Genomic DNA, 13,304 nt, shown 5'->3' with positions numbered 1-13,304 from the left:
ACAATAAACACTATTGATAATAATTTGGTCGACATTGAATAGGTAATATTTTATTATTAGTCTATATAATTGTACATTAGGTGTTCAAACTCTAAGCTTAATTTATGAAAGCATTTTACCAAACGACTTTTAAATATTTGTTGTTATTAGGATTCATCTTTTTGTTTACAAATTGTGAAAAATCAAAACAAGACAGACAAAATGAGAAAGGAATTGAATTGCTGGCAGATAAAAAGTTTGAGGAAGCCGTCAAGTATTTTACCACGATTATAAAAGAAGATAAAAACTACTTGCCTGCATATTTTAACCGTGCCATTGCTTATTCTTACCTTAACAACAACAGGGTTGCTATAAAGGATTTGAATGCTGTAATCGGCAAACAGAAATTTGAGGAAGAAGCCTATTTAAATCGTGCAATTCTTTATGAGAATCAGAAAAATTACAAGCAGGCCATTAAAGATTATACACAGGTTTTAACCATTAATCCTAGAAATATTAAAGCATACCACTACCGTGGCATATGCAAATATTATATAGAAGATTATAAAGGAGCCATTGCTGATTACAACCATTCCATTAGGATTGGTTTAAATTCTTCAGGCGTATATTACAACAAAGCGGTTTCGCTTGATTGCACGGGCAACTTTAATGATGCCATCAACAATTACAACAAGGCAATTAAAATAGATAAGAAACTCGGCAGAGCATATTATGCACGTGGAATTGCGAAACTAAAGAATGGTGACAAAAATGGCGCGATAAAAGACATTCAAACATCAGTTACTATGGGATATAAACAAGGAGCTGATATTCTGAAGCAGATTAAATAAATCTATCTCTCGAATAGCTTACCCTGCCAGGTATTTCTCTCTTTTAGGAGATTATTCAGTTTGTTTACGAACTGATAATTTTTTAAGCCCCATTTGGGAGCTATCAACCATCCCGGAGGTGCCTGGTTGGTAAATCGTTCCAACATCACATCTGGATTTATTCTCTCAATTACACTCACAATAAAATCCAAATACTCATCGAGTTCAAACATGTAAAATGGCTCAGGATTTTGCTCGTACTCTTTAGCCATTTGAGTATTTCGAAGAATTTGAAGCTGGTGTAATTTTAATGTTTCAATAGGCAGTTTCGATAATTCAATGGCATGGTTCAACATATCTTCCTTGCTATCATGCGGCAAACCATTTACCAAGTGCACACCAATGTGAATGCCACGATTGGCTGTTCTTTGGATGGTTCTTTCTGCTTCAATGTAAGTATGTCCACGATTAATAGCCAATAATGCCTCATCATTAGCCGATTCAACACCATACTCTATTGCAATGTAATGGTGCTTCGCCAGCTCTTCCAAGTAATCCAACACCTCATTACTTACACAATCAGGTCTGGTTCCAATAACTAAGCCGACTACCTTCTCGTGAGCCAATGCTTCCTCATACAGCTCTTTTATCTTGTCGATATGACCATAGGTATTCGAGTAAGCCTGAAAATAAGCCAAATATTTCTGTGCTTTGTATTTGGCCTTAAAAAAATCAATCCCTTCCTCAATTTGCCTTGTAATTGTTTTTCGCGGACTGCAATATTCAGGATTAAAACTATTGTTGTTGCAATATGTACAACCACCAACACCCTTACTCCCATCACGATTGGGACAGGTAAAGCCAGCATCTATTGATACTTTTTGAATCCTTTCAGCAAATCGTTTTTTGAAATAAGAAGGAAAATCATTGTAACGTCCTTCATGTCCCCATGGGTAAGTAATGTCAGCCATTTATCTTTTATTTTGCGACAAAAATACAAATAGAATTTTAATTCAAAACTGAACAAGTATATTTTGATTCCTCCCAGCCCATATGACATATAGAATACTGGTTGCTAAGTTTCCCTTTCCATTACAATGAAAATAATTTAACTGTATTGCATAATTTTTTTCATTATTAAAGCCACATGCTTTTCATTTTTGAAAGTATTCTTTATCTTGCTTCGGACACTTTAATAAAACTTTAAACATGTTTTCAGAACAAGATCTATCTCAATTTCAATCTAAAGGAATTTCTGTTGAAAAAATCGAAGAACAGATTAACAACTTCAAAAATGGTTTTCCAAAGATGAAACTGAAAAAGCCGGCTACCATTGAAGACGGTATTACCAAAATTCAAGATGAAGAACTTGAGATTTACGAAGAAGTGTATAACACACATTCTAAAAATCTTGAACTTTTAAAGTTTGTTCCTGCCTCTGGTGCAGCATCAAGAATGTTTAAAATCCTTTATGATTTTCTAAACACATATCAGGATACTGAAGATGAATACCTGAAGTTCCTATGCAACAAAGGACCTGAAACCATGTTCAATTTCTTTGACCATTTGGAAGATTTTGCCTTTTACGGGGATCTTAAAAATGCAATGATTGAAGAAGGTTTGGACCTGGATAAAATGGCTGATAAAAATAAATTCAAGGAAATTTTATCCATGCTTCTTAACAGCAAAGGTCTTAATTACGGCAACTTGCCAAAAGGATTATTAAAATTCCACAGATACAAGCATTATTCAAGAACAGCCTTCGAAGAACATTTGGTTGAAGCTCTAAACTATGCCAAAGATGAAGCTGGCAATGCCAACATCCATTTAACTGTATCAGAAGATCATAAAGAATTGTTCCAGGAACGTTTTAACAAAACCAAAGATACGTTTGAAGAGAAATATCAAGGCAATTTGAATGTATCCTACTCAGTACAAAAATCTTCTACAGATACAATCGCAGTTGACATTAACGATGAACCTTTCCGCAACGAAGATGGATCAATTCTGTTTCGTCCAGGTGGTCATGGAGCGTTAATTGAAAATCTTAACGAACTTAAGGCAGATATCATATTCGTTAAAAATATCGATAATGTTGTTCCGGACAGGTTAAAGGAAACAACCTACAAGTTTAAAAAGGTTTTAGCGGGTCTATTGCTGGAAATGCAATCAATCATTTTCGATTATTTAAATTTATTGGAAGAAGACAAGGAGATCTCTGAAGATACACTTCAAGAGATGCTGACTTTTCTGGAAGAAAAACTTTGTATCATACCTCCAGCCAAATTGAAAAAAGATAATCCGGATAAGGTTAAAAAGTACTTGTTGGAAAAATTCAACCGACCAATTCGTGTTTGTGGAATGGTGAAAAATGAAGGTGAACCAGGTGGAGGTCCTTTCTGGGCAAGAAACACAGATGGTTCAGTTTCTTTGCAGATTATTGAAGGTTCTCAAATTGATAAGTCAGACGTAAGACAGAAAAATATTTTTGAAAGAGCCACACACTTTAATCCTGTTGATTTGATTTGTGGCACTAAGGATTACAAAGGAAACAAATTCGACTTGCGCCAATTTATTGACCCTCAAACTGGTTTCATCTCTGAAAAATCAAACAATGGCAAAGATTTAAAAGCCATGGAACTTCCGGGACTTTGGAATGGTGCCATGTCAGACTGGAACACCATATTTGTTGAAGTTCCTATCATTACCTTCAATCCAGTTAAAACCATTTTCGATTTATTACGAATAGAACACCGAAACTTATAATTAACAAAGGTCTTGCAATGCAAGACCTTTTATTTTTAGGCTTTACACCAACTTTTCTGTTCTAAAAACACCTGCTTTGTTAATATCTTACAACTTGGTATTTTTAAAATTAATCCTACTTTTGCAATGCAGTAATCATTTTAATTTGATAAATGATAGATAATACGGAAAACTATCTTGATGGTGATGTACTTACGATTGTAGGTAGATATGAAGAAATGATTAAAGTGAATAAGCTTTACTACTTTGATGTTCACGAATTTGAAAGCATCATAGATCATTATATCGAAAAAAATAAATTTAGCGATGCGGTTAAAGTTACCAACATTGCTTGTAAACAGCATCCTTCTGCCATATCAATTCAAATTAAAAAGGCCCAGGTATTAATCAATCGTGGGCAACATCTCGAAGCATTGGCAATCCTAAATAAAATTCAGGGAATAGAATCTTCCAACAAGGAGATTTGGCTTTTAAAAGGCAATATTTATAACCTGATGGGAAAACACAAAAGTGCCAAAAAACAATTCGATGAAGCTTTAACGAAAGATCATGAAAACCGGGAAGATCTTCTTTTCAGAATTGCTATGGCTTTCGAACAACTAAATCAATTCGATTTGGCGATTGGTTACTTAGAGGAAGCATTAAGACTTAATGAAGAAGATTCTGAAGTACTTTTTGAACTGGGATATTGCTACGAGAAACTTGGTTTGGATGAGCAAAGTATCGATACTTACATTAAATTCCTGGATATAAATCCTTTTTCAGATAATGCATGGTACAACATCGGGATTGTTTACAATCGCCTGGCGATGTTTCCAAAGGCAATAGAAGCATACGAATTTGCTTTGGCGGTAAACCCACAGCACAGTAAGGCTTACTTTAACCTGGCAAATGCACTAGCGAATTCTGGAAAATTTGAGGAGGCCATAAAACAATACATTGAATATTTGGATTTTGAAGATGATCACGCTTCAACCTATTCATATATTGGAGAATGTTTCGAAAAGTTGAATGAATACGATCAAGCACTCAACTATTACGAAACTGCCATAAAAACAAACGAAGAACTTCCTGACCCATGGTTTGGAATGGGATTGATTCTGATGTATCAGGACAAAATTGATGAAAGTTTGGTTTATCTTGAGAAGGCTAATAAACTGGATGATGCCAACCCTGATTATTGGTTTGCTTTGGCATCGGCTTATTCAAGATCACAAACTCCTCAAAAAGCAGTACGTGCCTTTCGCGAAGCAATTGATTTAGATCCTTATGATCCAACCTTCTCAATAACTTTAGCAGAATTCTATCATCAGAACGAAAAGCTTGAAACTGCCATTGATGTTCTTTTGGAAAGCTGTGGATACAATCCGGAATCGCCAGAACTTTTAAACAATTTGGCTGCCTATTATATGCTTTCGGGTGATTTAAATGCAACAGAGCATTACATTAAGAAATCAACGGATATTGATGCCGAAAACCTGAAAGAGATCTTCCTTCAGTTTCCAGAATTGGAAGAAAACTCACAATTCAAGAAAATTATAGCGGCTTACTCCGCATAGAAAATATATTGCTACTTAATTTCACGCACAAAACAATTATGCCTAGAAAAATTAAAGATTATGTTCTTATTGCCCTAAAAGGAGTGGGAATGGGAGCTGCTGACGTTGTACCTGGAGTTTCGGGTGGAACCATTGCTTTTATAACGGGAATTTACGAAGAATTAATCAACACCATTAAATCGGTAAATCTAAACACTATTAAGCTTCTTTTACAATTTAAATTGAAGGATTTCTGGAAAGCCGTTAATGGGAATTTTCTTTTGGCTTTACTATCAGGCATTGGATTCAGTTTCTACACATTGGCCAAACTTGTGAAGCACTTATTGGAAACACAACCCATTTTAATTTGGTCTTTCTTTTTTGGTCTAATTGTAGCTTCGGCAATTGTGGTTGCCCGCAAAATTACAGAGTGGAAAGCCAGAACCATAATTGCATGATTATAGGTACTGCTATAGCTTTTATGATTACCGAAATAACACCAGCCGAAGCTCCAACCAGCTACTGGTTTTTATTTCTATCTGGCGCGTTGGCAATTTGTGCAATGATTCTTCCGGGAATCTCAGGTGCATTTATCCTGGTTTTGTTGGGATCATACAATCATATTTTAAGCGCATTAAGTAGTTTTAAAATTGATATAATTGCTACAGTGGCTGCAGGTGCTGGTTTGGGTATCCTAAGCTTCTCTCACCTATTAAGTTGGTTGCTTAAAAAATATCACAACATGACTATCGGTTTACTTTCAGGATTCATGATTGGATCATTAAACAAAGTGTGGCCCTGGAAAGAAACCATTACCACAAGAGTTGACCGACATGGTGAAGTGGTTCCTGTACTTCAAAAAAACATTTTACCAGGAACTTTTGAATCTTTACAAGCGCAAGATTCACAACTATACTTTGCCTTAATTTTGGCTCTAGCAGGATTCCTGCTTATTTGGATTATGGAAAAATATTCTCCGGAAGAATCAAAATAAACATCAACCATTAAATCGAATTAACCACAATGAACACCTACGGCATTCTTGGATATCCTTTGGGACATTCCTTCTCGAAAAAGTATTTTGAAGAGAAATTTAATGAATTAAACATCGAAGCTGAATTTCTGAATTTTGAGCTTCCTTCTATTCAGGATTTGCCTAAAACCTTGGATGAAAACAATCGTCTTAAGGGATTTTGCGTAACCATTCCATACAAAGAAGAGGTTATTCCGTTTTTGGATGAAATCGATCCTTTGGCCGCTAAATTGGGTGCTGTAAACTCGGTTCAGATTATTAAAAATGGTGATAAAATCAAACTGAAAGGGTTCAATACGGACATATACGGTTTTCAGGAATCACTAAAGGAATTTATTGGAGAAAGCAGACCAAAAGCCTTGATTCTTGGAACAGGTGGTGCATCGAAAGCAGTAGCTGGAGGCTTGGAAGATTTGGGAATCGAATATCGATTCGTAAGTCGATCAGCCAAAGAAAACCAATTCACCTACGAGCAATTGACACAGGAAATCATAGAAGATTATAAGTTAATCGTAAACTGCTCTCCCCTGGGCACATTTCCAAAGGAAGACACTTGTCCTGACATTCCATACCAGCACTTAAGTAAGGAACACTTTCTTTACGATTTGGTGTACAATCCTGCCGAAACCCTGTTTATGAAAAAAGGCGCAGAACAAGGAGCCAAAACACACAATGGATTAAAAATGCTGCACCTACAGGCAGAAAAGAATTGGGAAATCTGGAACGAATTATAATTACGAATGAAAAATTACGAATTACGAGATGGGCTAATTTCTATCGTAATTCGTAATTAAAAATTCGTAATTGATTTAAATGTCATACTTCACCGTAAACAAGAAATACCTTGGTTGCACAAAGTAGGTTGACGAAGTAAATGAGAAATCATTCTCACTATTCCTATCCAAAGAATCCGTATCCAAAAGGTTCTTTCCTTTGATGCCAAACTCCCATTTGCTATCCTGCTTTCTGTAGGTTAAATCAGCTTCTAAAAAACTATACTTATTCTCTATGGTCTTGTCCTTATCGGTATAAGAATAAAAATCGTAATCTGCTGTAAGAATAAAGTTTTTTAGGAAAGCCATATCTAATCTTACGAATGGACGCTTGGTATAATAGGTGCTTGTTGTTGCTCCTCTATCATATATATTGATGCTATAATTATATCCAAATTCAACATTTGAGCATTTTTAAAATTTGTACCTACAGAACCTGTGTAGTTCTGATTAAACGACTCCGACTTTGTTGGTTGAGATTTCACCAAATTGTTATATTCGCTCCAGGAAACATTAGCTTTAGCCGATACCTTTATATTCTTGAATGTTCGTTGGTATCTTGCATTGGCGCTTAATGACTCATCTGACAAATCAGAATTAATGGTTGAACTAATCTGGTTAATACCAATCGGAATCACATTATTCTTAAATCCTTCTACGCTTTTGGTATAGCTAATATTCGCGAACATGTGTGTAAAGTTGAACATGTTAAAACTAAAGAAGTTCAAAGATACATTGTGCTTTAAAGCGCTTTCCAATTCAGGATTTCCACCGTACACCGAATTGTAATTGTTCAGCACAAATGCTTCTGCATATTTCGCCACATCGGTGAAGGTTCTGGTAATTCTGTAGTTGAATCGCAAATTTTCCGATTTCTTCAATTGCATATTGATATAGATATCCGGCAATACAGAAGTCAAATCATCCTTTACTTTCTTACCATGCTGCGTACTCTTGGTTTCGTATTGATGAAGCGTAAGTCCAGGATTAAAAGTGAACATCCCCGCCTTAAGTTTGTAGTGAAATCCGAAAAACAAATCAGAAACATTGAACTTCACATCATTTTTAAATTCATCACCTGCCATTTCCAAATCAGATCCTTCATCCAATTTTTGGAATATCTCCGTATCGTAATTCTGATGATTCTGCGTAGTTCCCAGCGTAAACTGCAGGTTGCTCTTGTCACCGGTAACCAAATAATAATCCAGCTTTGCATCTACTTTATTGGTAATAATTCTCTTCTCCTGATTCATATTGTACAAACTCACTGAATTATCTACAGGAAATAGTGTTGTAAAGGCAAACTCATCACGAATCGAATTGTAAAACGGATCCTCATTTTGATACATATGCTGACCTTCGAAAGCAAATATGTTCTTATCATTTGCGGTATAATAGATTTTAGCAGATTGTTGCAAGGTAATTGGTTCCTGCTGTTTCAACTGGTAAATTCTATCCAATTCATCATTAACAGTCGACTCTACATCTTCTTCCTCATCATCATTAGATTGCTTCACAAAAATGTCGTAATCAAACTGAAAGTTTGCATTTGGTTTGTACACCGAATTGAATTTGAACAAACCCAGCTCAGCATCCTGATCGTTCCTGGTAATGCTTTTTTCCACCTGCGATTGATTATCCTCCAACTCATATGTAGTTATTTTCTGAGTCTCCATTAATGTTCCCGTATAGGAATAGATTCCAAATCCTCCAATATCCCAGTTATCTTTCAACTCATAACTAAAGTTCAAAGCTGCAAACCTGGTTTCGATATCCTTGGCTCGATTATTTTGAGCTGTAGAAATTCCCAGAGAATTTCCTCCCACACTAATGGAACTTCCTCCTCCTGGATTAAAGCCTCTAAAGCCACCCGTAAAATTCATGAAGTCTCTTCGGGTAAAAGGAACCTCACCAATATTATTGGCATCGGTAATCAGGTTTAAACTGAATTTAGGGCTGTAATAAAACAGTTTGGGATGCGCCAAATACTTCTCATCAGGACCTGCGCCAAGAGTGAACTCACCAAACCAAAATTTATCCTTCCCTTTCTTCAGTCGAATATTCAAAGCAATATTATCCTCGTCGTTTGTAAGCCCTCTCATTTGGCCAATTTCGTTGTAGTTTCTTAGCACTTCCACCTTGCTTACTGCATCGGCAGGAATATTATCGGCAGCAATTTTAGAATCGCCATCGAAGAAATCTTTTCCTTCCACCATCACTTTTTGCACCTGCTTCCCTTCTACTTCAATCTGTCCATCCTCATTCATTTCCACTCCTGGCAGAGTAACCAGAACATCTTTCAGTTTGCGCTCGGTTCCCACAGTAAACGAATCAGTATCGTAAACAATGGTATCACCTTTCACCATTACAGGCATGGTATACGTTACATCAACCTCGTTCAACATGCTGTTCTCTTCCGACATGCTAACATCATGACTTCCATCTTCTGTAGTAGCCTCGTACCGGAATTCTTTAGCAGCATAGCCAATAAAACTCACCTTAATATTATACACCGAACCCGACTTCAGCTTCACCTTATACAAACCACTATGATTGGTAACACAATACGATTCCAACAAGTTCGTCTCCGCATTTATTGCAATTACATTGGCCATTTCAATGGCCTTACCAGAATCATCCGTAACGATTCCTTTAAGATTGACATTCTCCTGCGCAAAAGTCATAAGACTTGCACACAACAATACCAATATGAAAAAATACTTTTTCATGATTTTCCTTTTATTAAATGAAGTAGTGGGTTGATATTTTATTTAGCTTAAGCTTTCTTACCCTCCTCTGTCTATCGACTCCCGATAGCTATCGCGAATCCCCTAAAAGGGAGAAACTAAAAATCAGCGTTTTTTCCCATAACTGATCATTGTTTACTGATCACTGCTAATGCATTCCTCTTCCGCCTCCAGGTCTCATGCTTCTAAAATTCTCACGCATCTCTTTCATTTTCTTGCGCGATATCTCATCATATTCAGCCTGACTCACCTCTTTTCCTTTCTTAGGTTCTTTGATTTCAATCTTCTCTTTCGGATTCATCACGATTTTTGAACATAGAATACTGGTTCTGCCATCATTCAATTCCATGATTAGACCAGGCAATCCCCAATATTCTCCCGGACCTTGATTCACAGGAATCTCAGGACAATACCAGGCTACAATTTCAATCTCCTTTTCAATCACCTCAGGCTCCTTATTATCCGCTTGCTCACCTCTACTCCCGCGCTGAAAAAAGGCCCTCATATTAGGCTCACTCACATGTTTCACCGCAGTAGCCTTATAAGCCGTGTAATTGCCAATCTTTTTGGTTTCTGCCTGCATTTGCCATTGTAGCTTTGGCAAACTATCGTTCACTAAAAAAATCTTTCCAAACAAATCTTTTGATACTGCATATTTTCCCGACTTCACATTCTTGTAGTAATCTTCACCACCAGCACCCATCATCATTCCCATTCGCATTCCACCTCGGCCCTGGCCCATTCCTGGCTGTTCCAACTTTTCTTCCTGTTTGTATACCGATTCGGTTCTGTTAAAACTTAAGATGTAGGTTCTCTCGCTCATCTGTTTCATACGTTCCAGAATCATCTTTTTTCGATCTTCAGGAATTTGTCTTCCTCCAAAATCCATATTAATGGTGGTTTTACTTTCATAGTAAGCTTTGCCCTGAAAGTCTTGAGCAAATAAGCTGTTTCCAAAAACAAGGAAACAAGCAAAGGCGAATAGAAATTTCTTCATGATGTACAATGTATGTTCGTTATGCTGCTATGACTTCCATTTTTGCAAATGGTTTAAAACTAGAATCTAAAAAATCTCAGTAATACCAATTGCAGTATCAAATTAGCCAATTAGTAATTTTGGCTCTGTATAATTTATATTTGGTATCCCTTTATAATTACCCTCTACTTTGTTTGTCCTATTTTAATGGGCATGGGAAGATCAGGCTGCTTATGCACAGAAAACTTTTAGAAAGACGGGGAAGCTGATCCCGAAATAGAATTTGTAAGCATTTAACCATCAAATGCAACAAAATTCATAATCGGGAGAAGATCACCCCGCCGCACTTAAAGTTTTCAAGTATAAGTGGTTTGAGCTTACACGCCCTAGATTTTTTGCATCCTTTTCCATCGATGGAACCGACCGAAGGGAGCTCATGAATTCCTTAATAAAGAAATTATTTAATGAATAAAAAGGATGAGCCTTGCGGCTTGAGCATTATGAATGCTAATAGAAGGAATTAGATTTATAAGGCTCATTTAATAGTGTAATTAGTATTAAACTTTACTTGGGTAGATTTTTGTTAGTTAAGGTGGTTTTAATAATTTCGGGCATTCTTAGGAATTTAAACCTACTGACAACAAATGCAAGCAAGCAAATACATATACACCTACATCTACGACAATCACGAAAGTGATCTTTGCAAACTAGAATCAAAGTATCTTTTCAACCAGGAAGAAATGGACAAGCTATTGATTTCTGATATCAAGATAGAACCTTCGTGCAGTGCTTTCATTCGGAAAAGAGTTGATGTTCAATTGCAATCGAAGTATTACTTGGAACTGATAGAGAAAATCAAAAATGAAAAGATCTCGGTAGATGATTTCAAGGTGGAATATGTGGTTTTAAATGGCGACAAAACCAAGTACAAGGATCGTCTGGACAAACTAAGAGATGTTGGCTACAATATTAATGGCATGCCCGAATATTACAAGCCAAAAATCACTTATGCCATTTGTTATCACGAAGGAACCTGGTATTTTGGAACCTTGCTTAAAAATGATTTTGCCTGGGAGAAACACAACAAAAAACCATTCTCCTATAGCAATTCAATCAATATTAACATTGCCAAAGCATTGGTAATCCTGGCTGCCAAAACCAACAAGGAAACAAAACTATTGGATGCATGCTGTGGTGTTGGTACCATTATGCTCGAAGCCTGTTTTGCCGGATACCATATTGAAGGCAGTGATATCAACTGGAAGGTATGCCGACAAGCGCGCCAAAACCTTGCTCATTTCAACTACGATACAACTGTGTATCGCTCGGATATTAAAGATATCGAGAACAGGTACGATGCTGCCATTATCGATTTGCCATACAATTTGTTTAGCTATGCTGATGAGAACACCATCTCCCATATCATCGAGTCGTCAACCAAACTAACCGATCGATTGGTGATTGTATCTACTACAGATATTTCTGAAATTGTAAACAATGCAGGCATGACAATAACGGATCATTGTAGTGTTCGCAAAAAGGAGAAAGCAAATTTCGCCAGAAGAATTTGGGTTTGCGAGAAGGCAAACTGATCCATTATAGATTAAGAAAATACAAGCTATTAAAAGATAACTTTCAAAGAGGGTGTCCAAAAAGTTCAATATTATTGTCATTCTGAGTTTAGCGAAGAATCTGTCCCTTTGATTAACAGATGCTTCTCTTCATTCAACATGACATTGTATTCGATTGAACTTACTTTTTGGACACCCTCTTTTCTTTTGCCATTCATTTACCATCCATAATCATCACACTTAAACCACAAACTTTAGCAATAGATTGTTTTGACAATTAATGTGCTTTTCATAAATTCGGAAATCGTAATGGGATCAATCTGTTTGTACAGAAATGCTCTCTTGCAAAAAACAAAAGTGCATTTGAAACAACATAGTCTATTACATACTGAATTAATGACCATTACTCAAAACAACAGATAAGAAAAATAAGGTGCATTGCACTTTACACAAATGTTGTGTGTAATTTGAGCCAGCGATATTAACCTAAAGCAAAGAAATAAACATATGAATCATGGACTATTGACACCAGAGGAGATATTTTATCACACTTACCTTGATATAATATTTAAATCAAAAAACTGGTCAAAGTATAATTTACTTATGCTTTCAGGATTATTACGAAAACTTCTTATTGATAAACAAAATCTGGCTCATCAAGCCAATAAAAACTATAAATTAAAAATTCTTTTTGAAGTCGAAGACTATTCCAATTATTATACTGATTTAGAAGAGCATAAAAATATGAACAAAGGACTCCTTGCATATCGAAGAGTTGGTCCGTCTCAGAACCCTGTCAAAGTTAATTTAGATAACTTTTTAAAAATTCCATTTTATTACATCGATGGAGAAGTTCTTGTAATAAGAGATTTAATAAAAACATACTCGAATAAAGCTGGTGGAGTTCATTTAGAAAAACCAAATAAAAAGATTGAGAAACTCATTACAAATCCCAACTTTTACTTTTTTGATGCTCCATTTACAGATGTAATTATGTCTGACATTACTGACATCACAATTAAAGCTCTTAATCCATTAGCGAGAGTAATATCAACTTCTATAATAAGAAATTGAATAAAAACCACACACAA

Annotated in this window: 10 protein-coding genes and 1 pseudogene; 7 read left to right on the top strand and 4 right to left on the bottom strand. The window is 36.0% G+C overall.

Annotation, left to right across the window (positions count from 1 at the left end; genetic code table 11):
- Window positions 1–104 precede the first annotated feature (104 nt).
- On the top strand, window positions 105–830 hold the full coding sequence (locus tag JCM15579_RS09280) for a tetratricopeptide repeat protein (RefSeq protein ID WP_054719047.1): 726 nt from the start codon (window positions 105–107) through the stop codon (window positions 828–830).
- 2 nt (window positions 831–832) lie between these two features.
- Here the strand turns inward: JCM15579_RS09280 and mnmL are convergent, their stop codons facing one another.
- Window positions 833–1,780, bottom strand: coding sequence for a tRNA modification radical SAM protein MnmL/YtqA (mnmL, locus tag JCM15579_RS09275; protein WP_054719044.1), 948 nt, complete (start codon window positions 1,778–1,780; stop codon window positions 833–835).
- 238 nt (window positions 1,781–2,018) lie between these two features.
- On the opposite strand from mnmL, the gene JCM15579_RS09270 reads away from it, so the two are divergent.
- The 4 genes and pseudogenes from JCM15579_RS09270 (at window position 2,019) to JCM15579_RS09255 (ending at window position 6,880) form a co-directional block, all read left to right on the top strand.
- Window positions 2,019–3,575 (top strand): DUF4301 family protein, encoded by a 1,557-nt coding sequence (locus tag JCM15579_RS09270; protein ID WP_054719041.1) that lies wholly within the window; start codon window positions 2,019–2,021, stop codon window positions 3,573–3,575.
- A 152-nt stretch (window positions 3,576–3,727) separates the two neighbouring features.
- Window positions 3,728–5,134 (top strand): tetratricopeptide repeat protein, encoded by a 1,407-nt coding sequence (locus tag JCM15579_RS09265; RefSeq protein ID WP_054719038.1) that lies wholly within the window; start codon window positions 3,728–3,730, stop codon window positions 5,132–5,134.
- Between the two features lie 38 nt (window positions 5,135–5,172).
- Window positions 5,173–6,107, top strand: a pseudogene (locus JCM15579_RS22270) (polyprenyl-phosphate transporter).
- Window positions 6,108–6,136: 29 nt separating this feature from the next.
- The gene (locus JCM15579_RS09255; RefSeq protein WP_054719036.1) at window positions 6,137–6,880 is read left to right on the top strand and encodes a shikimate dehydrogenase family protein; all 744 of its coding nucleotides are present in this window, start codon (window positions 6,137–6,139) and stop codon (window positions 6,878–6,880) included.
- Window positions 6,881–6,955: 75 nt separating this feature from the next.
- On the opposite strand, the gene JCM15579_RS20765 is transcribed toward JCM15579_RS09255, so the two are convergent.
- The 3 genes from JCM15579_RS20765 to JCM15579_RS09245 form a co-directional block, all read right to left on the bottom strand.
- Window positions 6,956–7,228 carry a hypothetical protein gene (locus JCM15579_RS20765; RefSeq protein WP_218186123.1) on the bottom strand — a complete coding sequence of 91 codons (273 nt, stop codon included), beginning with the start codon at window positions 7,226–7,228 and terminating at the stop codon, window positions 6,956–6,958.
- Between the two features lie 8 nt (window positions 7,229–7,236).
- Entirely contained in the window at window positions 7,237–9,648 is a 2,412-nt protein-coding gene (locus JCM15579_RS09250; protein WP_218186122.1) for a TonB-dependent receptor, read from the bottom strand.
- A 166-nt stretch (window positions 9,649–9,814) separates the two neighbouring features.
- Window positions 9,815–10,663, bottom strand: coding sequence for a GLPGLI family protein (locus JCM15579_RS09245; RefSeq protein WP_054719033.1), 849 nt, complete (start codon window positions 10,661–10,663; stop codon window positions 9,815–9,817).
- A gap of 623 nt (window positions 10,664–11,286) precedes the next feature.
- Between JCM15579_RS09245 and JCM15579_RS09240 the strand changes: the two genes are divergently transcribed.
- Window positions 11,287–12,234 carry a TRM11 family SAM-dependent methyltransferase gene (locus JCM15579_RS09240; protein ID WP_054719030.1) on the top strand — a complete coding sequence of 316 codons (948 nt, stop codon included), beginning with the start codon at window positions 11,287–11,289 and terminating at the stop codon, window positions 12,232–12,234.
- Between the two features lie 486 nt (window positions 12,235–12,720).
- Window positions 12,721–13,287, top strand: coding sequence for a hypothetical protein (locus JCM15579_RS09235; RefSeq protein WP_054719027.1), 567 nt, complete (start codon window positions 12,721–12,723; stop codon window positions 13,285–13,287).
- Window positions 13,288–13,304 lie beyond the last annotated feature (17 nt).

This window comes from Marinifilum fragile JCM 15579 (assembly GCF_001310955.1).
Taxonomy (GTDB): Bacteria; Bacteroidota; Bacteroidia; order Bacteroidales; family Marinifilaceae; genus Marinifilum; species Marinifilum fragile.
This window is presented reverse-complemented; position numbering and strand designations above follow the sequence as displayed.

Coding starts and splice junctions, on each gene's coding strand:
- JCM15579_RS09240 (WP_054719030.1), top strand. CDS start 11,287: ATGCAAGCAAGCAAATACATATACACCTACATCTACGACAATCACGAA.
- JCM15579_RS09270 (WP_054719041.1), top strand. CDS start 2,019: ATGTTTTCAGAACAAGATCTATCTCAATTTCAATCTAAAGGAATTTCT.
- JCM15579_RS09250 (WP_218186122.1), bottom strand. CDS start 9,648: ATGAAAAAGTATTTTTTCATATTGGTATTGTTGTGTGCAAGTCTTATG.
- JCM15579_RS09245 (WP_054719033.1), bottom strand. CDS start 10,663: ATGAAGAAATTTCTATTCGCCTTTGCTTGTTTCCTTGTTTTTGGAAAC.
- JCM15579_RS09280 (WP_054719047.1), top strand. CDS start 105: ATGAAAGCATTTTACCAAACGACTTTTAAATATTTGTTGTTATTAGGA.
- mnmL (WP_054719044.1), bottom strand. CDS start 1,780: ATGGCTGACATTACTTACCCATGGGGACATGAAGGACGTTACAATGAT.
- JCM15579_RS20765 (WP_218186123.1), bottom strand. CDS start 7,228: ATGGCTTTCCTAAAAAACTTTATTCTTACAGCAGATTACGATTTTTAT.
- JCM15579_RS09265 (WP_054719038.1), top strand. CDS start 3,728: ATGATAGATAATACGGAAAACTATCTTGATGGTGATGTACTTACGATT.
- JCM15579_RS09255 (WP_054719036.1), top strand. CDS start 6,137: ATGAACACCTACGGCATTCTTGGATATCCTTTGGGACATTCCTTCTCG.
- JCM15579_RS09235 (WP_054719027.1), top strand. CDS start 12,721: ATGAATCATGGACTATTGACACCAGAGGAGATATTTTATCACACTTAC.